Below are 19,563 nucleotides of genomic sequence, written 5' to 3' on the forward strand. Positions count from 1 at the left end.
TACATTATGTATATCGGTATTCTGCGGAAAAAATAAAGACCCGCATCGCTGCGCGTCTTTATTCTGATGGTGTTTCAAATGAAAGCCTGCCGAATTTTTCCGTCCGGATGTCCCGAATGATGACTTCCGTTGTTTTATCATAGTCAACCATTCCGCCGCCCATCAAACAGCCGCGTTTTTCACCGATCGCGTCGAAAAGAGCGGCGATATCCTCAGGGATTTCCTGAAGTCCGTAGCGCTCCTTCAAGCGGTCGGGATAATGCTCTTCCAGAAAGCGCAGCCCGAAGACGGCCACATCCTGCAGGTTGATAATCGTATCTTTAATCGCCCCGGTGATCGCCAGGCGCAAGCCGACAAGCTCATCTTCAAATTTAGGCCATAAAATTCCCGGTGTATCGAGCAGCTCTAATTCCTTGCCTACCTTTACCCACTGCTGTGAAGTGGTAATGCCGGGCCTGTCTCCCGTCTTGGCAATGTTTTTCTTGGCCAGCCGGTTAATGAGAGTAGACTTGCCGACATTCGGAATGCCGATGATTAATGCGCGGATTGCTCTTGGCCTAATGCCTTTTGCTTTCATTTTATCGAACTTATCTTTCAGCAGCTCTTTTGAGGACGGCACGATTTGATGCAGTCCCTGCCCGTTAACGGAGTTTATTGAAAGAGAGGGAATGCCCTGTTCCTGAAAGTGGTCCTTCCACTGGGCAGTCACAGCCGCATCCGCCTTATCGGCTTTATTTAAAAGCATAATGCGCGGCTTATTTTTTAAAATCTCCTCAATCATCGGATTTCTCGATGACATCGGGATTCTCGCATCCACCAATTCGTATACGATATCAATTAATTTCAGTTTTTCTGTTACTTCCCGTCTCGCTTTAGCCATATGGCCTGGGAACCATTGAATAGTCATGTGACTTCGACACCTGCCTTATTTGCCGGAACCGGATGTTCCGATGATCTCTTATGTATTTTACGTTGCTTGTTCAGCTTTTACAAATTTCATATAAAAAAAGAGCCTGTTACGGGTAACAAGCTCTTTTCGTTCGTTATCATTATCGTCTGATTTCTTTAATACGAGCCGCTTTTCCGCGAAGTTCACGCAGGTAGTAAAGCTTAGCGCGACGTACTTTACCGTAACGTACAACTTCGATTTTCGCGATTTTTGGTGTGTGTACAGGGAATGTACGTTCAACGCCAACACCGTAAGAAATCTTACGAACTGTGAACGTTTCGCTGATTCCACCACCACGACGCTTAATCACAACACCTTCGAAGATCTGGATACGCTCACGGTTACCCTCAACAACTTTTACGTGTACACGTAAAGTGTCACCAGGACGGAACGCAGGAAGATCAGTGCGAAGCTGTTCTTTTGTGATATCTTGAATTAGTTTTTGCATCGTTTTCAACTCCTTCCAACAGATGCTCTTGGCCACAACTGCAAGGCACAGCGGAACATCGTTTTCAAGCTTCTGAAGGATAAGCCTCCTTAAGCCACAAGTAGTATCTTATCATATCTTCATCGCCTGCGCAATAGAATCTATTCGTTTTCCCACTCGGAAATCCATTTTCTTTGCTCATCAGTGAGAGGATAGTTTTCAAGAAGATCCGGACGTCTTAAAAAGGTTCTTCTGATTGATTCTTTATTGCGCCATTCTTGTATTTTTGCATGGTTGCCGGACAGAAGGGTCTCAGGCACTTTTAAGCCTTTATAATCTGCAGGCCTCGTATAGTGCGGATGCTCTAAAAGCCCCGTGCTGAAGGAATCCTCCACGTGGGATGCTTCTTTCCCGAGGACGCCCGGCAAAAGCCTGACAACGCTGTCGGCAATCATCATGGCAGGGAGCTCTCCCCCGGTCAGCACAAAATCCCCGATGGAGATTTCATCGGTGACAAGATGTTCCCGGATCCGTTCATCATACCCTTCATAATGTCCGCAAATAAACATGAGATGTTCCTCTTCCGCCAGCTCCTCGGCTTTCTTCTGCGTATAACGCTCACCTTGCGGGCAGACGAGAATAATGCGCGGCTTGGCGTCCGTACCGGCTGTCAGCTTTTCAACCGCATCAAATACAGGCTGCGGCTTTAACACCATCCCGGCTCCCCCGCCGTACGGGTAATCATCAACCGTTTGGTGTTTATTATCCGAAAAAGCCCGGAAATTGATGACGTCAAAACGGACAGCCTCTTTTTCCTGTGCTTTTTGCAGAATGGATGAGCCGAGCACCCCTTGAAACATTTCGGGAAACAGTGTTAAAAAGTCGATTTTCATTCGTCTATTAACCCTTCCATTACATGAATCTTAATTTTCTTCTCATTTATATTAATATCCTTTACCACAGAAGCAATATACGGAATGAGCGCATCTTTTTTGCCTTTTCTTGCAACCACCCATACGTCATTAGCCCCGGGCGTCAAGATTTCCTTCACTGTGCCGATCAGTTCCCCGTCTTCTGACACAACCTCGCAGCCGATGATTTCATGAAAATAAAATTCATCTTCTTCAAGCTCTCCCAAGTCTTCTTCAGGGACTTTGATCACCATGTTTCTTAGGTGCTCGACTTCATTGAGACTCGGCATTTCTTTGAATTGCAGCAGGTGAAACTGCTTGTGAAGCCTGTGGGCGCTGACCGTTACTTTGATTGGCTCCGCAGCCCCTTCCGCAAACAAATAAAGCGTATTGCCGGGCTTGTACCGTTCTTCGGCAAAGTCCGTTTTAGAAATGACCCTCACTTCGCCTTTAATGCCGTGGGTATTTACAATTTTGCCTACATTAAACCATCTGTTTGTCATATTATCACCTCGGGCGGATTTCAATTACTACCCCGTCTTTTATGACGATGGTATTTGCCGCTGTTTTTTCATGCCAGTTATCACCGACATTGATTGAAAGCAGCGCATCGATCTCCTTTTCCTTCACTTCGCTTCCAAGCGGGAGCGACTCTGTCTGGCTTATTTGGAAATCGATCATTTTGATTTTGTCTTGTCTTTTTTCAATGGCTTTTTTAAAAGATTCCGCTACATCGGGATTCTGCTGATCTTTTTCATGTTTTCTAAGCTGAAAATAGAGCTGGCTGCATTCTCGTTCAAGCGTTTGCTTTTTTTCTGCAAAAGAGGCCAAAAGCTTTTCCTTGCTTTGCTCGGTCAGAACCTGCATAACGGTTACCCTGTGAATAATCTGCATAGGACCAGACTCCCCACTCTTCCAACATATTTCTGTTCATTTGCCTTTTTTACGTGTAAAAAAAGGGGAGGTGCCGGCCCTCTCCCTTTTTCAGTCAAATATTTCAAATTGAACTTTCTTAGAAGACTGTGCGCCAGCTGCAAAAACGACGGTTCGAATCGCTCTTGCAGTCCGGCCTTGCTTTCCGATAATCTTACCGGTATCTGACTTATTGACAGATAAGCGCAGCGCAATCTTTTGATCAGTCTCTTCCTTTGTGACCGTTATGTCTTCCGGATGGTCGACAAGCGGAGCCACAATGCTGACAATCAAATCTTCCAAGTTCTGATCAGTCATTACTTGCCTTGTTTAGCGTTGTGGAATTTTTCCATAATTCCTTGGCTTGAGAACAAGTTGCGGACTGTATCAGAAGGTTTAGCTCCTGTTTGAAGCCATTTAAGAGCAAGCTCTTCGTTGATTTTCACTTCAGCCGGCTTTGCAACCGGGTTGTATGTGCCGACTGTTTCGATGAAACGGCCGTCACGCGGTGAACGAGAATCTGCTACAACAATACGATAGAAAGGAGATTTTTTTGCTCCCATACGTTTTAAACGAATTTTTACTGCCATTTTACTAGCACCTCCGAAAATATTTCAACAAGATAGTATATTAACAATGATAAAAGTGTTTGTAAAGTGTTTTTTCTTAACAACGGTTTTATCATGTATAACCGATTACATAAAAGGTAATTTAAAGCCTTTTTTCTTCCCTTTTGTCATGTTGGTCATCTGCTTCATCATTTTTTTCATTTCCTCAAACTGCTTTAAAAGACGGTTGACTTCCTGAACGGATGTTCCGCTTCCTTTGGCAATCCGCTTCCGCCGGCTGGCGTTAATGATATCCGGCTGTTCTTTTTCAAGAACAGTCATTGATTTAATGATCGCTTCCACATGATTCAGCTGTTTTTCATCGACTTGGATGTTTTTTAAGCCTTTCATTTTGCCTGCGCCTGGCATCATTTGCAGCAGTTCGTCAAGAGGCCCCATGTTTCGGACCTGGCCGAGCTGCTCCAGAAAATCATCCAATGTGAAGCTCATCGTTCTCATTTTCTGCTCAAGCTCTTTGGCTTTGTCTTCATCAACGGTCGCCTGAGCTTTTTCAATCAGCGTCAGCACGTCACCCATTCCGAGAATCCGGGATGCCATCCGTTCAGGATGGAACGCTTCAAGAGCATCGAGCTTTTCTCCCATTCCGGCGAATTTAATCGGCGTTTCGGTGACCGCGCGGATAGAAAGCGCCGCACCTCCGCGGGTATCCCCGTCAAGCTTTGTTAAAATGACACCCGTTAAACCGAGCTGGTCATTAAAGCTTTTGGCGACGTTTACCGCATCCTGACCGGTCATTGAGTCGACGACAAGGAAAATTTCCTCAGGATTTGCGACTTCCTTTACGCCGGAGAGCTCATCCATCAGTTCATGATCGATGTGCAGCCGTCCGGCGGTATCTAAAATCACATAATCATGATGCTCTTCCTTCGCTTTTTCAATCGCCTGTCTGGCAATTTCCACCGGGCTGACCTGATCGCCAAGCGAAAAGACCGGCATATCAAGCTGTTTTCCCAGTGTTTCCAGCTGTTTAATCGCGGCGGGGCGGTAAATATCCGCAGCCACGAGCAGCGGTTTGCGGTTATGTTTTTTGCGCAGCAGGTTGGCAAGCTTCCCCGTGGTTGTCGTTTTACCGGCACCTTGGAGCCCGACCATCATAATAACGGTCGGGGGGCGTTTGGCGACGGCAATTTTGCTTTCTTCGCCGCCCATCAGCTCGGTAAGCTCTTCTTTTACGACTTTAATAACCTGCTGACCGGGTGTCAGACTCTGCATAACGTCCTGTCCGACAGCCCGTTCACTTACTTTTTTCACAAAATCCTTTACGACTTTAAAGTTAACGTCAGCCTCAAGAAGCGCAAGACGAACTTCACGCATCATCTCTTTTACGTCTTGTTCGCTGACTTTTCCTTTTCCACGGATTTTTGAAATCGTCTTTTGCAGTCGGTCGGCTAATCCTTCAAATGCCATTGTTTGCCGCCTCCTAATCTAATTTCTCAAGCGCTTCAATCAGAGCCGTCATTTTTCCCTCTTCCTGCAACCCGGAAGCAAGCTCTTTCAGCTTTGTAAACATTTCTTTACGCTCCTGAAACTTTTTAAAAAGGAGCAGTTTTTCTTCATATTGTTCAAGCATCGCTTCAGTCCGTTTGATGTTATCGTAAACGGCTTGCCTTGAAACGTCATACTCTTCGGCTATTTCACCAAGGGAGAAATCGTCCAGATAATAAAGCGACATATAGCTCTTTTGTTTTGACGTCAGCAACGACTGATAGAAGTCAAATAAATAGTTCATTCTCGTCGTTTTTTCGAGCGACATTTGAGCTCTCCCCTTTGTTAAGTCAAATCCCTTTACAAAAACTTAGTTTACATGGTTTCAGAGCGTGTGTCAAGTTTTTATCTTGTCAAAGCATGATGCTCTTTTTACATAATAAGTTTTTTTAAAAAAATTCATATAGACCGTCGTTAAAATACTCGAATTCTTGTTTTGATACACGATAGCGGCAATAGCCTTCGTAAAAAGCATTGAGGCATGCTTCATTTGTGACAAAATGACTGATTGCTAATGATTCATCATATCGCGGATCTCCCGCCGATATTCCCGCAGCATCGATAAACAGATAGACCTCTCCGTCTTTCACCAGCACATTATCAGTCGTGCAGTCACCGTGAATCATTGTCTGCTGAACAGGAACAGGCCTGCACCTGTCCAATTCCTTCAAAAGCTCTGCACTTCCTTCAGCCTGTCCTTTTTTGACATATTCCCCGGCTCGTTTGATTTGCAGATCGAGCCAGTCTGTTTCCGGCTGTAAACCAGAGACCATTTCGGTTTCATGCAGCCGTTGCAGAAACTGGCCGAAACTTTTGATCAGCTTTTTCTTTTCAGTATCCCCTTTTGCTTTTCTTAAAGCCGAAGTCAGGGTGATTCCATCCTCAAATGACATTAGGATATGGCTGGCATGCTGTTCCTGTATCATCCCATAATAAATAGGAACAGGCAGACGACGAGTTTCCGTCAGTTTTTGTAAAACGAAGGCTTCTCTCATTAACCATTCCCGATACTTCTGTTGAAAAGAACTTTTCAGCAGAAATGCGTCTTGGCCGGTCACTATTTTTCGAACGGTTGAAGTGCCTCCCTGTTCATCCAACAGCGACATATGGTTTATCGCGCCGATCTTACTTTCCAATTCAGCTTTCAGCCATTTGTCCAACAATTGCCCCCTCCATTCCGATCTATCAATGCGTATAAAAAAACGAGTATAAAACCGTCCATTTTATACTCGTTTTTTATTCATTAATCCTCGGCTTTTTCAACTAAATCAGAAAAGAGACCGTATACGTAAGATTCTGCATCAAACCGCTGGAGATCGTCAACCTTTTCTCCGAGGCCGACCAGTTTCACGGGGATATGAAGCTCATTGCGGATCGCCAGGACGATACCGCCTTTTGCGGTGCCGTCAAGCTTCGTTAACGCGATACCCGTCACATTCGTCGCTTTGGAGAATTCTTTCGCCTGCGCCATCGCATTTTGGCCTGTCGTCGCGTCAAGCGCAAGGAGAACCTCATGCGGAGCCTCAGGCACTTCGCGTTCGATGACACGTTTGACTTTTTCAAGCTCTTTCATTAAGTTTACTTTATTCTGAAGGCGGCCGGCCGTATCACAAATCAGCACATCCGCTCCTCTTGCTTTAGCCGCGTGTACGGCATCATAAATAACCGCAGCAGGGTCGCTTCCGGCAGCCTGTTTAATGACAGGCACGCCTGTACGCTCCCCCCACACTTCAAGCTGTTCAATCGCCCCGGCTCTGAAGGTGTCTCCGGCAGCGAGCACAACGGATTTGCCTTCATTTTTCAGCTTATGGGCAAGTTTTCCGATCGTTGTCGTTTTTCCGACGCCGTTTACCCCGACAAGCAGAATAACGTTCAGGCGCCCGTCCTGAATATTTAATTCAGAAATCTGTTCGTCGCCGCTATTATAAATGTCGACAAGCTTTTCAGAAATGACGGACTGCACTTCCTGAGGATCCTGGATGTTTTTCAGCTTCACTTCTTTTTTGAGCTCATCAATCAGCTCCATAACGGTTGTAAAACCTACGTCAGCGCCAATCAGCACTTCCTCAAGCTCTTCGAAGAAATCCTCGTCGACTTTCCGGTAGCGGGAGACGAGTTCGTTCACTTTATTTGAGAAGGAATTTCTTGTTTTTTCAAGACCATCTTTAAATTTTTCAGAGACGGAGTCTGTCTGTTTCGTGATTTTCTCTTTTAATTTTTTAAAAAAGCTCATCTTTCAACCTCTTTCCTCGTTACTGAACGAATTCTTTTGTTTCTTCCAGTTTGACCGAAACCATTCGGGAAACGCCGGATTCCTGCATCGTAACACCGTAGAGGACATCCGCTTCTTCCATAGTGCCTTTTCTGTGGGTGATGACGATAAACTGGCTGTCGCCGCTGTATTTTTTTAAATATTGCGCAAACCTGAATACATTGGCTTCATCAAGCGCAGCTTCCACTTCATCAAGGACGCAGAACGGCACGGGCCTTACTTTCAGAATGGAGAATAAAAGGGCAATGGCAGTCAGCGCCCGTTCTCCCCCTGACAAAAGATTTAAGTTTTGCAGTTTTTTGCCCGGAGGCTGCGCGATAATGTCCACCCCGGAATTAAGAAGATCATTCGGATCAGTCAGCTTCAGTTCAGCCCGTCCTCCTCCGAATAAAGAACGGAACACGTCGTTGAATTGAGAACGGATCTGGACAAACGTTTCATGGAATCGCTTCGTCATTTCAGAATCCATTTCTTCAATGACTTGAAACAGTGTGTTTTTCGCTTCCGTCAGGTCATTTTTCTGCTCTGTTAAAAACTGATACCGTTCGTTTACTCTTTCAAATTCATCGATGCTGCCGAGATTGACCGTTCCGAGCTCTTCAATTGAAAGCTTGATCAGTTTGACCCGTTTTCTCGCCTCTTCAGGCTCGAGTTCGAGCTGATATTGTTCTTTTGCCCCTTCAAAGGATAAGCTGTACTCCTCGCGTAAATACTGCAAGAGATTATCAAGCTCGACTTCCATCCGGCCGAGTTTTACCTCTTCATCTTTCAGAATGTCCGTTTTTTGCTTGTACAGACGCTTCATCTCTTTCAGCTCAAGCTCGTTCGTATCAAGCGCCCTCTGAAGCTTCACACGCTGGTCGCGCCGGCTGGCGATCAATTCGATCGTTCTCGTTTTATCGTGAAGCTTGTGATGGGCTGCTTCTTCAAGCTGCTCCTCACCGCTTGTGCTGGACGTCATCTCTGAGGTCAGGAGGCTTAAATCTTCCCGTGTTTCTTTCAGAGCGAGCTGCGTTTCTTCAAGCTCTTTTTTCAGTCTTTTGAGGTTGTCTTCCTCACTCGAGCACGCCTGTTCTTTTTTCGCAGCGGCCACTTTACATTCCGTCAGTTCATGAGAGAGCGTTTCTTTCGTTGAGGATAGGGTCTGCTTTTGTTTTGTCAGCCTTTCCATCTCTTCCTCAAGCTCTTTCAGCTGGCCGGATGCCTCACTCAGCTGTTCTTCCAGAGCTGATTTGCGCGTCTCTTTTTCCCGGCTGCTTTCCGTCAGCGATGCTTTCTCCTGATCGTAAAGCTCCAGATGGGTATTGATGTTCTTTTCAGCGACTTCGAGTTCATACAGCCTGCCTTTTACATCCTGCTGCTTTGTTCTGAAAGCTTCACCGTCTTCACGGAGACCGCTCAGCGTATGTTCAAGCTCTTGAATGGCCTGCTTCAGCGTTTTGACCTCTTTTTCAAGCAGAGCTGTTTTTTCTTCCATTTCGGCAAGCCGCGCAGTCACCGTCTCAAGCTCACGGCTTCTGCCGAGCAGAGAATTGTTTTTCTTTTTGACCGCGCCGCCTGTCATTGATCCGCCTGGATTGACGACATCACCCTCAAGCGTCACGATGCGGTAGCGGTGCCCGAGAAGCTTGGCCAGTTCATTCGCGCCTTTTAAATCTTCAGTGATCAGCACGGTGCCGAGAAGGTTTTGAATGACATTCCGATACGCGGCATCATATGTGACAAGCCCGCTCGCTGTGCCGAGGAAAGATGGATGCTTTGAAGCCGTCTGTTCATCACGGGTTTGGAGCTGGCGCGGTTTCATAACCGTAAGCGGCAGGAACGTCGCGCGGCCGAATGAATTCTGTTTTAAATATTGAATCGCTTTCCGCGCCGCCTGCTCGTCGTCTGTGACAACGTGCTGCGCCGCTGCGCCGAGTGCAATCTCGATCGCCGTTTCATATTTTTGTTCGGTGGCAATCAGTTCGAGAACGGCGCCGCGGATGCCGCCAAGCTGCTCTTTCTGCTTCAGCACTTCTTTTACGCCTTGGTAAAATCCTGAAAAATCGCCTTGCATCGTTTCAAGCATATCTTTTTTGGATCTGGCCTGCTGGACGAATTGATACGCCTGATACAGCGCAGATTCTTTCTTTTCATATTGGCGTTTTTTCTGTTCATATGCTGTCTGGACTTCGCGAAAGCGGACGACCTGATTGTGAATATCCTCTTCAACGGCGGCCAATTCTTCTTCGCACGCCGCTTTGCGGACTGCAATATCGTTACGTTCTTCAAGATATTTTTCGTTGTTTGCGGTCAGTCTCGCCTGCTGGACCGCAGATTGGGACATCTGGTCATCTAAAAGCTGCAGCTCGTTGCGAATCGACGCCTGGCTGTTTAACAATTCAAAGTAATCGCTTTTTAATTGTTCAATTTTGTCTTCTACATTTTCATTATGCAGACTGAGAGCCTGCTGCTTTTCTTTCACCTGGGCGTTTAACTGCTTCACTTCCGCACGCAGCTTATCATAGACGGCAGACTGTTTTTCAATGTCCGCTTTCAGTTCGGCTTCTTTGTTCGTGTAATGTGTAACGGATTCCTCAAGCTGTTCCCGGTTTTGCGCGGCGTTTTTTTTGCGCTCTTTCAGCACTTCTTTCCGGCCTTCCAGCTTTTCCAGCTCTTCACTTGTCACGAGCAGAACCTGCTGCAGTTCGTTGACGGATTCATCAAGCGCGTGGATTTTATCTCTCGTCTCTTCTATCATCGCTTCTTTTGCGGATAGAGCCGATGATTCCGCCAATTCTTCTTCTTTAGCAGCCTGCACCTTGTCTTTTAAACCCGACCATCTGCCGTGCAGTTCTTCGATGTCAAAGGCGGTAAGGGCGATTTCGACATGCTCAAGCTCTTTCTTTTTTTCTAAGTAGTCTTTGGCGATTGATGCCTGGATTTTCAGCGGTTCGACCTGATCTTCAAGCTCGTGGAGAATATCTTCCACCCTGTTTAAGTTATCCTGCGTCTCAAACAGTTTGTTTTCCGCTTTTTTCTTTCTTGTTTTATATTTCAGCACGCCGGCCGCTTCTTCAAAAATACTGCGGCGGTCTTCCGCTTTGCTGCTGAGAATCTCTTCGACTTTCCCCTGGCTGATAATAGAGAATGCTTCTTTCCCGAGCCCGGAGTCCATAAATAAGTCAATGATATCTTTCAGGCGGCACTGCTGATTGTTGATGAGAAATTCACTTTCTCCGGAACGATACACCCGTCTCGTCACGCTGACTTCGTGGTAATCGATCGGGAGAAAATGATCTTCATTATCAAGCGTTAACGTGACTTCGGCAAGGTTCAGCCGCTTGCGCGAATCACTTCCCGCAAAAATGATATCTTCCATTTTTCCGCCCCGAAGCGAGCGGGCTGATTGTTCGCCGAGCACCCAGCGGATGGCTTCGGTAATGTTGCTCTTTCCGCTGCCGTTCGGACCGACAACGGCCGTGACGCCTTTTACAAAGTCAACGGATATCCGTTCTGCAAATGATTTAAATCCTATAACGTCTAAACGTTTGAGGAACATCCCAGATCCTCCTTATCGTATAAGTATCTCAATATTATCATAATCACCCGCTTATATCAGGCGCAGACATACTGAAATCCCCCTAGGGAAACAGGGGGATTTTATTGTTTCGTATGATGTTTTTGCATTTTTGCAAGAGCTTCCTGTGCCGCATGCTGCTCGGCTTCTTTTTTGGAACGTCCGTTCCCGATACCGAGCGCCTCACCTTTAAGAGAGACAAGCGCCTCGAATTCCCGGTTGTGGGCAGGCCCTTTTTCATTGAGAATTTTGTACTCAAGCGATCCTTTTCCGTCCCGCTGTACAAATTCTTGAAGCTGGCTTTTGAAATCCATCACATGAGAAAAAGCACCATCGTTTATTTTAGGGAACACGTACACTTTCAGGAATTGCTGAACCGGCTCAAGGCCCTGATCCAGATACAGTGCGCCGATAAACGCTTCAAACACATCCGCTAAAAGCGCAGGACGCTTTCTGCCGCCCGTCATTTCTTCTCCTTTTCCCAAGAGAACAAGATCGCCGAATGACAATTCATGGGCAAGTGAGACGAGTGACGGCTCGCATACGATAGCGGCTCTCAGCTTCGTCAAATCTCCTTCACTCATGGCCGGATATTTGGCAAATAAGAATTGGGAGATCGTCAGTTCCAAAACAGCGTCACCTAAAAATTCAAGCCTTTCATTGTCTTCATACGGCTTTTTCCGATGCTCATTCACATAAGATGAATGTGTAAATGCTTGATACAAAAGTTTCTCGTTTTGAAAATGAACCGAAATCCGTTCTTGGAACTCTTTAAATTGCTCTATTTTTTTATAGAACTTTTTTTTATCTTTAAAATGTGAGTGTTTTGACATAGTAACCTCCATAGGCACATCAGGTTCACCGCGCTCCCCGCCGTAAACGGAATCGGCAGCGCGTACAGCGTCAGACGCCGGTAACCGAACGATTAAAGGGCTAAAGCCCCGCTGTCAGGCGGGACTTTTAGCATCAGCTTATTGCTGGTTTTGTATGTAGTTCACAGCGTCGCCGACTGTTGCAATCTTTTCAGCATCTTCGTCAGAAATCTCCATATCAAACTCGTCTTCAAGTTCCATAACAAGCTCAACTACATCTAGGGAATCAGCACCTAAGTCTTCCTTGAAAGAAGCTTCAAGTTTGACGTCAGCTTCATCAACGCCAAGGCGGTCTACGATGATTTTCGTTACACGCTCTAATGTATCTGCCATAGCAATTCACCTCCCCTCAAGTATTATAGAGGATTCGTTTTTAAAAAACTAGAGAAACTAGGATGAAATTTTAAAAACAAATCTTTACATCACCATTCCGCCGTCAATATGAAGGGTTTGGCCCGTCATATAACGCGATCCTTCAGAAGCAAGGAACGTAACAACGCTGCTGATATCGGAAGGATCACCGAAACGCGCGAGCGGAATCTGCTTCAGCATTTCATCTTGGACTTCTTTAGAAAGCTTGTCCGTCATATCTGTAGAAATAAAGCCCGGAGCAATGGCATTGACCGTAATATTTCGGCTCGCAAGCTCTTTGGCTGATGACTTCGTTAAGCCGATTACACCGGCTTTTGCCGCCACATAGTTCGCCTGCCCAGGGTTTCCGCTGACGCCGACGATTGATGATACGTTGATAATCCGGCCGGAGCGCTGTTTCATCATCTGTCTTGTCACGGCTTTCGTGCAGTTGAATACACCTTTCAGGTTAATGTTAATGACATCATCCCATTCATTTTCTTTCATTCTCATCAGAAGATTGTCTTTTGTAATCCCCGCATTGTTCACGAGAATGTCGATTGAAGAAAATGCAGCGACAGCCTCTTTCATCATGTTTTGTACTTCTTCGGAATTTGATACATCGGCTTTTACCGCGATCGCGTTTTGGCCCAAAGATTTGATTTCATCTACGACTTCGTTCGCTTTCGCTTCATTCCCGGAGTAGTTGACTACTACGTTACAGCCGTTTTTCGCAAGATCAAGCGCGATCGCCCGCCCGATTCCGCGGGACGCTCCCGTTACCACTGCTGTTTTTTCATTAAGCATCCTGATTCTCCTCCTTCAGCGTTTGAATCGCCAGTTCGATGGTTTCATGGTCAGAAACCGAGATTGTTTTAAGGCGGCGGTTCACTTTTTTCACAAGGCCTGAAAGCACTTTTCCGGGCCCGATTTCAACAAACGTCGTGACACCTTCGTCAATCAGTTTGTTAATGGTTTCTTCAAAGCGCACAGGTGAGTACAGCTGTTCGATCAATTTTTTCTTGATATCGTCTTTTTCTGTCATAACGTCAGCCGAAACGTTTGAAATCACGGGAACAGCCGCATTTTTTAACTCACAGGCGCTGAGCACCTCCTCGAGTTTTTGCGCTGCCGGCTTCATTAATTCAGAATGGAACGGTCCGCTTACTTCTAATGGGATTGCCCGTTTGGCTCCGTTGTTTTTCGCTTCTTCTGAAGCCAGCTCCACGCCTTTTGCCGTTCCGGAAATGACGATCTGGCCGGGGCAGTTCAGGTTTGCAAGCTGTACGAGATGACCGTTTTCCGTCACTTGATCCGTCACCTTTTTCAAGGACTCCGCATCCATTCCGAGAATAGCTGCCATGGCGCCTTCTCCGGCCGGCACGGCTTCATTCATAAATTCTCCCCGTTTTCTTACCGTGTAAACGGCATCTTTAAATGTCATCGCTCCCGCCGCAACAAGCGCCGAATATTCTCCGAGGCTGTGGCCAGCGGTGAAATCAGGGGTGATGCCGGATTCTTTAAACTTTTCCAATACGGCGATGCTTGTTGTCAACAGCGCGGGCTGCGCATTGTATGTAAGGGTCAATTCTTCGGCGTCACCTTCAAAAATGAGTGAGCTCAGCTTTGTTTCAAGCGTTTCATCCGCTTCATCAAAAATACGTTTTGACGCTTCTTCGCGTTCGTACAGGTCTTTTCCCATACCGATATATTGTGATCCCTGTCCGGGAAATAAAAATGCAATCTTACTCATGATGCGGTAACCTCCAGACTACTCATCTGTTTTTTCTTCTTTTACTTCTTCTTCTATAAATGCGGCCACGTTTTGGCTGACCATTTCTCTCGCCTGGCGCAGCGCATGGTAAACAGCGCGTGCGTCAGAAGAGCCGTGCGCTTTAACGACGGGCGCTTTCAAACCGAAAAGACTCGCCCCGCCGTACTCAGAATAGTCCATTTTCAATTTCATTTCCATCAGCTTCGGCTTCAGCACTCCCGCTGCGAGCTTAGAAACAAAACTTGAAGTCAGTGTATCTTTCAGCATTTTGAAAATCGATAACGCTGAACCTTCCAATGTTTTCAACGTGACGTTGCCCGTAAAGCCGTCTGTGACGATAACGTCAGCAGCGCCTTCGAGCAAGTCTCTCGCCTCTACGTTTCCGACAAAATTCACGTTTGTTTCTTTTAATAATTCAAACGTCTTTTTTGTCAGGTCGTTTCCCTTCTTTTCTTCCGTGCCGACATTTAACAAGCCGACGCGGGGCGAGCTGATTCCGAGAACCTGCCGGGCATATACAGATCCCATAATTCCGTACTGGACGAGATGCTCCGGTTTGGCATCGACATTGGCTCCCACGTCCAAAAGAAGGAAACCGTCGCCTGAAACGGTCGGAAGCGTCGGCGCAAGCGCAGGCCGGTCGATTCCTTTAATTCTGCCGACGATAAACAGTCCCGCTGTCATGAGTGCGCCCGTATTCCCCGCTGAGATGCAGGCGTCCGCTCTGTTTTCAGCCACTTCCTGCGCCATCAGCACCATAGAAGAGTTTTTCTTTCTGCGTACGGCGCGGACCGGTTCATCCGTCGGTTCAATCACTTCATCGGCGTGCAACACAGTGATGCGGTCTGATGTTGTTGGCAAGTGTGATTCTATCGTTGTCTTGTCACCGACCAGCGTAATATGGAGATCGTCAAATGCCTCAATACTCTTCATTACTCCGTCAATAACAGCTTTGGGTGCGTTGTCGCCTCCCATTGCATCTACAGCTATTCTCATGCATGCTCCACCTTTATGATTGTTTTGAACGGTACATGTCAAAGCTGCCGGAGAACACGACTTCTTCTCCCACATAGCTGTTGACTTCAACTACCGTTCTGCCTTTTTCTTTTTCGACTGCCGTCACTTTGGCTTTCGCAACGACGCGCTCGCCTTCTTTCACCTGTCTTGTAAAGCGGATATTTGCGCTTGCGGTCAGCGCCAGCTCATCATCAATGACGGCTACGGCGAGTGAGTTCGCCTGCGCAAACAAATGATGCCCCCGCGCAATTTGATTGCGGCTGAAGACATGTTCGCGTCTTACTTCTAATATGGAAATGGCCTGGCCGTCAAGCTCCAGATCAATAATTTCACCGATCACTTCGTCTAAAGACAGTGATTTCACTTCATCATCAAGCGTTTGTTCTGCCACGTTTTTAATTCTTTCCCTCAGCTCCGGTATTGAGAGCTCTAAGCGGTCTAAACGGATCGTCTGAATGCTGACGCCGAATTTCCCCGCTAATTCTTCATCTGTGATGAAGGGTGTCGATTTGATCGTCTGCTGCAATAATTTTTGGCGTTCTTTTTTGCTTCTTCTCATCTGTAAACACCATCCGGACAATTAAGACTAGGTACTAATAGTAGTATATAATCTCATAGATTGGAATGCAATGATTGTTTTTTGAAAGCCGCCGAATTTTACAGAATCAGCTTAATTTCTCCCCTTCCAGGACGCCGCTTGAAAGTAATTGACCGCGCAGCATGCGGTATTCGTCATCTTTCCAAAAAGCCTCTGAAGACACCAGATTGGCCGCATCCTGGCGGGCCGTCTCCAAAGCTCTGTAGTCATGAACCATATCCGCCACCTTGAACTCGGGCATACCGCTCTGTTTTTTTCCGAAGAAATCCCCGGGGCCGCGCAGTTCAAGGTCCTTTTCAGACAGCTCGAAGCCGTCGTTTGTCTCCGACATGATTCTCATCCGTTCCTTCCCGGTTTCGGATTTCGGATCTGCCATCAAGATGCAGAAAGATTGGTGGTCTCCCCGCCCGACCCGGCCGCGGAGCTGGTGGAGCTGAGATAATCCGAAACGGTCGGCGTCATAGATGACCATAATCGTCGCATTCGGCACGTTCACCCCGACTTCTACGACGGTTGTTGACACAAGTACCTGACATTGATTGGCGCTGAATTCTCTCATCACCTGATCTTTTTCATCAGAATGGAGCTTCCCGTGCATCAGGCCGACATTCCATTTCCCGCGGTAGACGTCAGACAGCATGTTATATACATCAATCGCATTCTGTACATCCAGTTTATCCGACTCTTCAATGAGCGGGCAGATAATATAGGCTTGCCTTCCCTGTTTCAGCTCTTTTTCTATAAAAGCCAAAATCCGCTCCAGCATGTCGTGTTTCACCCAATACGTTTCGATTTGTTTTCGCCCCGCGGGCATTTCATCTATCACGGAAACATCCATTTCTCCGAAGACGGTAATGGCCAACGTTCTCGGAATCGGGGTGGCTGTCATAAACAGCACATCCGGATCCTGGCCTTTATTTTTGAGTTTTTTGCGCTGTTCGACTCCGAACCTGTGCTGCTCGTCCGTAATGACAAGGCTCAGCGCTTTAAATTCCACTTCGTCCTGGATTAAAGCATGGGTACCTACTAAAATATCAATCTCTCCGAGAGCAAGCCGCTCCAAAAGCTCCCTGCGCCGCTTTCCTTTTACAGAACTCGTCAAAAGCGCGATATTTACATCTTCATTTGCAAACAACGATACGAGAGAATCTGCATGCTGTTCGGCCAGAATTTCAGTCGGCACCATTAATGCCCCCTGATACCCCGACAGAATCGCAGCGTACAAAGCGATGGCGGCGACGGCCGTTTTCCCTGAACCGACATCACCTTGCAGCAGACGGTTCATTCGGTAAGGAGATGTCATATCAGCGGTAATTTCCCGAAGCACGCGCGTCTGTGCGGTTGTGAGCGAAAACGGCAGGCTGTCTGTGAAAGCGGCGAGCTTTTCAGCAGGAAACACATGGCTGATGCCTTTTGACTGTTCCCTTTCCGCTTTACGGAACGCCTGCATTTTCAGCTGAAATAATAAGAATTCCTCGTAAACAAACCGGCGTCTTGCCTGCTGTAACGATTCCCTCGTTTCAGGCTGATGCATCGTCTGCAGGGCATGTTTGTAATCAGGCAGCTTGTAGCGGATTCTCAATTTTTCAGGAAGCGGATCGGCCGCACTGTCCAAATGATGCTCCAGCGCTTCCTTAATAAACCGTCTCATCATTTTTACGGTGACGTTTTCTTTAACGGAATAAACAGGCTCAATGCTTTTATCTTCTTGATGAGGACCGTTTTTTAATTCCTGCACGGAAACGGTCTGTCTGTGTTTATCCCATTTCCCGGATATCGTGACGACAGAACCTAACGTCAGTTTCTTTTTTAAGTAGGGACGGTTAAAGCAGACCGCGGTAATTAAATAATTGCCGACAAGCACCCTGAATGTCAGCCTGTTTCGTTTTTTGCCGTAATAGGTAAGAGAAGGTTCTGAATGAACCTTCCCTTCTACCGTCACTCTTTCTTCATGTTTTACTTCTTCTAAGTCCCTCAGCTCATAGTCGTCATAACGGTAAGGGAAATAATTCAGAAGATCAGAAATGTCATAGATACCAAGTTCGTGCAATGTCTTTTCTGTTTCCGGCCCAATGCCCTTAATCTCCGCTATACTAGTTTGCTGATGGTGTGTCACTTGATTTCAGCGCTCCTCCGAAAATTTTTTTCTCTAATTCTCTTCCCGTCGGTGTCGCGGCTAAACCGCCTCGTCCCGTTTCACGCAGTGCTGTCGGCATTGTCTGGCCGATTTTGTACATCGCGTCAATCACCTCATCGCAAGGAATGCGGCTTGTAATCCCGGCCAGCGCCATATCCGCCGCGATCATTGCGTTTGATGCTCCCATTGCATTTCGTTTGACACACGGCACTTCTACCAATCCGGCGACCGGGTCACATACGAGACCGAGCATATTTTTCAGTGTAATCGCCATTGCTTCCGCTGATTGCTGAGGCGTTCCGCCCGCCATTTCCACAATCGCAGCCGCTGCCATGCCTGATGCTGACCCGACTTCCGCCTGACAGCCTCCTGCCGCTCCTGAAATACTCGCATTGTTTGCTACGACAAAACCGAACGCGCCGGCTGTAAACAGAAAACGGATCATTTGTTCTGTCGTAGGGTTCAGCTTATGCTTTACGGCGAATAACGTTCCCGGCACAACCCCGGCAGAGCCGGCGGTCGGTGTAGCGCAGATCGTTCCCATGGCCGCATTGACTTCATTTGTCGCGACAGCTTTAGAAACGGCGTCTAAAATCAGATTGCCTGACAGGCTTCTTCCCGATTGGATGTATGCCTGAAGTTTCACGGCATCTCCGCCTGTTAAACCGGTCTGACTCGTGACGCCCTTCAGCCCTTTTTCAACAGCTGCTTCCATGACGGAGAGATTGCGCTCCATTCCTTGAAAGATTTCTTCCCGCGTTTTTTGCGTTACTTCCATCTCTTGGGTGATCATCACTTCCGAAATCGGAATTTGTTTTTCTTGAGTGATTTCTATTAATTCTTTCACATTACGAAACATGTCATTTTCCTCCTGACTTTTTAGTCAGCTATCTTAGTAACCTGTATAATATTAGGAAGTGTTGAAAGCTCGTCAAGCACTTCTTCTTCAATATTCTGATCGACCTCAATCGTCATCAGCGCAAGCTGGCCGACGTCCTTACGCGCCACTTCCATATGTCCGACGTTGATGGAGAATTTCGCAAGCACATTGGCAACGCCTGCAATCGTGCCGAATTTATCATTGTGAACGACTAAAATAGCCGGATGGTTTCCGGAAAGACGCAGCTCAAAGCCGTTGAGCTCCGTGATTTCTATTTTTCCGCCGCCGATGGAAATACCGGTAAGGGCAAGCTCTCCCTCATCATCAGAAATGACGATACGCGCCGTATTCGGATGAACGGGCACGGCATCCTCTGTACGGAACTCTACATATATGCCCTTCTCTTCCGCAATTTGAATCGCTGTTTTAATCCGTTCATCAAATGTATCAAAATCAAGCAGGCCGCCGATAATCGCGACATCAGTGCCGTGGCCTTTATACGTCTCCGCAAATGATCCGTAAAAAGACACAACGATCCGGCGGGGCTCCCGCCTGAATAGGCTTCTGGCCACTCTGCCGATCCGGGCGGCGCCTGCGGTATGTGAACTGGACGGACCGATCATTACCGGGCCGATAATATCAAAAACGCTTCTATACTTCATGCTGGTTTGTTCCTCCTTAACATCACTCTATTCAGCGCTTTTCTTTAGACTAATTGAACATTTCTCAATTGGCAAGCAGGCACACTGCCGCACTGCCGCAGGTAAATAAAGGCATAAGAATAGAAGGG

At 47.0% G+C, this 19,563-nt stretch carries 21 protein-coding genes; all 21 read right to left on the reverse strand.

The annotated features are described in order from the left end of the window. Positions 1-58 precede the first annotated feature (58 nt). The 21 genes from ylqF to sdaAB all read right to left on the reverse strand — a co-directional run bounded on the left by ylqF (position 59) and on the right by sdaAB (position 19,435). On the reverse strand, positions 59-907 hold the full coding sequence (gene ylqF, locus ACWHAR_RS06285) for a ribosome biogenesis GTPase YlqF (RefSeq protein ID WP_007611396.1): 849 nt from the start codon (positions 905-907) through the stop codon (positions 59-61). Between the two features lie 142 nt (positions 908-1,049). Further along, entirely contained in the window at positions 1,050-1,397 is a 348-nt protein-coding gene (gene rplS / locus ACWHAR_RS06290) for a 50S ribosomal protein L19 (RefSeq protein WP_003154288.1), read from the reverse strand. Positions 1,398-1,537: 140 nt separating this feature from the next. Beyond that, a complete protein-coding gene (gene trmD, locus ACWHAR_RS06295; protein WP_003154289.1) occupies positions 1,538-2,269 on the reverse strand; it encodes a tRNA (guanosine(37)-N1)-methyltransferase TrmD in 732 nt (243 codons plus the stop codon). Further along, complete coding sequence (gene rimM / locus ACWHAR_RS06300) at positions 2,266-2,790, reverse strand: ribosome maturation factor RimM (protein ID WP_003154290.1); 525 nt, start codon at positions 2,788-2,790, stop codon at positions 2,266-2,268. The genes trmD and rimM overlap by 4 nt, the downstream gene beginning before the upstream one ends. A gap of 4 nt (positions 2,791-2,794) precedes the next feature. Continuing rightward, complete coding sequence (locus ACWHAR_RS06305; protein WP_003154291.1) at positions 2,795-3,181, reverse strand: YlqD family protein; 387 nt, start codon at positions 3,179-3,181, stop codon at positions 2,795-2,797. Positions 3,182-3,271: 90 nt separating this feature from the next. After that, entirely contained in the window at positions 3,272-3,517 is a 246-nt protein-coding gene (locus ACWHAR_RS06310; protein ID WP_007611392.1) for a KH domain-containing protein, read from the reverse strand. Beyond that, positions 3,517-3,789 (reverse strand): 30S ribosomal protein S16, encoded by a 273-nt coding sequence (gene rpsP, locus ACWHAR_RS06315; protein ID WP_003154296.1) that lies wholly within the window; start codon positions 3,787-3,789, stop codon positions 3,517-3,519. The genes ACWHAR_RS06310 and rpsP overlap by 1 nt, the downstream gene beginning before the upstream one ends. A gap of 105 nt (positions 3,790-3,894) precedes the next feature. After that, complete coding sequence (gene ffh / locus ACWHAR_RS06320) at positions 3,895-5,235, reverse strand: signal recognition particle protein (protein WP_007409763.1); 1,341 nt, start codon at positions 5,233-5,235, stop codon at positions 3,895-3,897. Positions 5,236-5,248: 13 nt separating this feature from the next. Continuing rightward, positions 5,249-5,581, reverse strand: a complete 333-nt coding sequence (locus ACWHAR_RS06325) for a putative DNA-binding protein (protein WP_032874881.1) — start codon at positions 5,579-5,581, stop codon at positions 5,249-5,251. 121 nt (positions 5,582-5,702) lie between these two features. Next, a complete protein-coding gene (locus tag ACWHAR_RS06330) occupies positions 5,703-6,473 on the reverse strand; it encodes a phosphotransferase family protein (RefSeq protein WP_032874879.1) in 771 nt (256 codons plus the stop codon). A gap of 83 nt (positions 6,474-6,556) precedes the next feature. Continuing rightward, the gene (gene ftsY / locus ACWHAR_RS06335) at positions 6,557-7,546 is read right to left on the reverse strand and encodes a signal recognition particle-docking protein FtsY (RefSeq protein WP_003154301.1); all 990 of its coding nucleotides are present in this window, start codon (positions 7,544-7,546) and stop codon (positions 6,557-6,559) included. Between the two features lie 19 nt (positions 7,547-7,565). Continuing rightward, positions 7,566-11,126 (reverse strand): chromosome segregation protein SMC, encoded by a 3,561-nt coding sequence (gene smc, locus ACWHAR_RS06340; RefSeq protein ID WP_032874877.1) that lies wholly within the window; start codon positions 11,124-11,126, stop codon positions 7,566-7,568. Positions 11,127-11,227: 101 nt separating this feature from the next. Beyond that, a complete protein-coding gene (rncS, locus tag ACWHAR_RS06345; RefSeq protein ID WP_014417754.1) occupies positions 11,228-11,977 on the reverse strand; it encodes a ribonuclease III in 750 nt (249 codons plus the stop codon). A gap of 138 nt (positions 11,978-12,115) precedes the next feature. Further along, entirely contained in the window at positions 12,116-12,349 is a 234-nt protein-coding gene (gene acpP / locus ACWHAR_RS06350) for an acyl carrier protein (protein WP_003154310.1), read from the reverse strand. Positions 12,350-12,433: 84 nt separating this feature from the next. After that, positions 12,434-13,174, reverse strand: coding sequence for a 3-oxoacyl-[acyl-carrier-protein] reductase (fabG, locus tag ACWHAR_RS06355; protein ID WP_032874875.1), 741 nt, complete (start codon positions 13,172-13,174; stop codon positions 12,434-12,436). Further along, positions 13,167-14,120: an ACP S-malonyltransferase gene (gene fabD, locus ACWHAR_RS06360; protein WP_003154316.1), complete on the reverse strand. Its 954-nt coding sequence runs from the start codon at positions 14,118-14,120 to the stop codon at positions 13,167-13,169. The genes fabG and fabD overlap by 8 nt, the downstream gene beginning before the upstream one ends. Before the next feature lie 18 nt (positions 14,121-14,138). Beyond that, positions 14,139-15,137 carry a phosphate acyltransferase PlsX gene (plsX, locus tag ACWHAR_RS06365; RefSeq protein WP_007409758.1) on the reverse strand — a complete coding sequence of 333 codons (999 nt, stop codon included), beginning with the start codon at positions 15,135-15,137 and terminating at the stop codon, positions 14,139-14,141. A gap of 13 nt (positions 15,138-15,150) precedes the next feature. Next, complete coding sequence (fapR, locus tag ACWHAR_RS06370; protein WP_003154320.1) at positions 15,151-15,717, reverse strand: transcription factor FapR; 567 nt, start codon at positions 15,715-15,717, stop codon at positions 15,151-15,153. A gap of 106 nt (positions 15,718-15,823) precedes the next feature. Next, a complete protein-coding gene (gene recG / locus ACWHAR_RS06375) occupies positions 15,824-17,872 on the reverse strand; it encodes an ATP-dependent DNA helicase RecG (RefSeq protein WP_032874873.1) in 2,049 nt (682 codons plus the stop codon). Continuing rightward, complete coding sequence (gene sdaAA / locus ACWHAR_RS06380; protein WP_032874871.1) at positions 17,850-18,752, reverse strand: L-serine ammonia-lyase, iron-sulfur-dependent, subunit alpha; 903 nt, start codon at positions 18,750-18,752, stop codon at positions 17,850-17,852. Before sdaAA ends, recG begins: the two co-directional genes overlap by 23 nt. A gap of 20 nt (positions 18,753-18,772) precedes the next feature. Next, the gene (sdaAB, locus tag ACWHAR_RS06385) at positions 18,773-19,435 is read right to left on the reverse strand and encodes an L-serine ammonia-lyase, iron-sulfur-dependent subunit beta (protein ID WP_003154325.1); all 663 of its coding nucleotides are present in this window, start codon (positions 19,433-19,435) and stop codon (positions 18,773-18,775) included. Positions 19,436-19,563 lie beyond the last annotated feature (128 nt).

Source organism: Bacillus sp. LR--39 (genome assembly GCF_053613335.1).

What these genes read in the sequence shown, in the direction of transcription:
- ACWHAR_RS06305 (WP_003154291.1), bottom strand. Translation starts at nt 3,181, where the DNA reads ATGCAGATTATTCACAGGGTAACCGTTATGCAGGTTCTGACCGAGCAA.
- plsX (WP_007409758.1), bottom strand. Translation starts at nt 15,137, where the DNA reads ATGAGAATAGCTGTAGATGCAATGGGAGGCGACAACGCACCCAAAGCT.
- fapR (WP_003154320.1), bottom strand. Translation starts at nt 15,717, where the DNA reads ATGAGAAGAAGCAAAAAAGAACGCCAAAAATTATTGCAGCAGACGATC.
- fabG (WP_032874875.1), bottom strand. Translation starts at nt 13,174, where the DNA reads ATGCTTAATGAAAAAACAGCAGTGGTAACGGGAGCGTCCCGCGGAATC.
- rpsP (WP_003154296.1), bottom strand. Translation starts at nt 3,789, where the DNA reads ATGGCAGTAAAAATTCGTTTAAAACGTATGGGAGCAAAAAAATCTCCT.
- sdaAB (WP_003154325.1), bottom strand. Translation starts at nt 19,435, where the DNA reads ATGAAGTATAGAAGCGTTTTTGATATTATCGGCCCGGTAATGATCGGT.
- ylqF (WP_007611396.1), bottom strand. Translation starts at nt 907, where the DNA reads ATGACTATTCAATGGTTCCCAGGCCATATGGCTAAAGCGAGACGGGAA.
- ACWHAR_RS06310 (WP_007611392.1), bottom strand. Translation starts at nt 3,517, where the DNA reads ATGACTGATCAGAACTTGGAAGATTTGATTGTCAGCATTGTGGCTCCG.
- ACWHAR_RS06325 (WP_032874881.1), bottom strand. Translation starts at nt 5,581, where the DNA reads ATGTCGCTCGAAAAAACGACGAGAATGAACTATTTATTTGACTTCTAT.
- sdaAA (WP_032874871.1), bottom strand. Translation starts at nt 18,752, where the DNA reads ATGTTTCGTAATGTGAAAGAATTAATAGAAATCACTCAAGAAAAACAA.
- acpP (WP_003154310.1), bottom strand. Translation starts at nt 12,349, where the DNA reads ATGGCAGATACATTAGAGCGTGTAACGAAAATCATCGTAGACCGCCTT.
- rplS (WP_003154288.1), bottom strand. Translation starts at nt 1,397, where the DNA reads ATGCAAAAACTAATTCAAGATATCACAAAAGAACAGCTTCGCACTGAT.
- ftsY (WP_003154301.1), bottom strand. Translation starts at nt 7,546, where the DNA reads ATGAGCTTTTTTAAAAAATTAAAAGAGAAAATCACGAAACAGACAGAC.
- smc (WP_032874877.1), bottom strand. Translation starts at nt 11,126, where the DNA reads ATGTTCCTCAAACGTTTAGACGTTATAGGATTTAAATCATTTGCAGAA.
- rncS (WP_014417754.1), bottom strand. Translation starts at nt 11,977, where the DNA reads ATGTCAAAACACTCACATTTTAAAGATAAAAAAAAGTTCTATAAAAAA.
- ffh (WP_007409763.1), bottom strand. Translation starts at nt 5,235, where the DNA reads ATGGCATTTGAAGGATTAGCCGACCGACTGCAAAAGACGATTTCAAAA.
- rimM (WP_003154290.1), bottom strand. Translation starts at nt 2,790, where the DNA reads ATGACAAACAGATGGTTTAATGTAGGCAAAATTGTAAATACCCACGGC.
- trmD (WP_003154289.1), bottom strand. Translation starts at nt 2,269, where the DNA reads ATGAAAATCGACTTTTTAACACTGTTTCCCGAAATGTTTCAAGGGGTG.
- fabD (WP_003154316.1), bottom strand. Translation starts at nt 14,120, where the DNA reads ATGAGTAAGATTGCATTTTTATTTCCCGGACAGGGATCACAATATATC.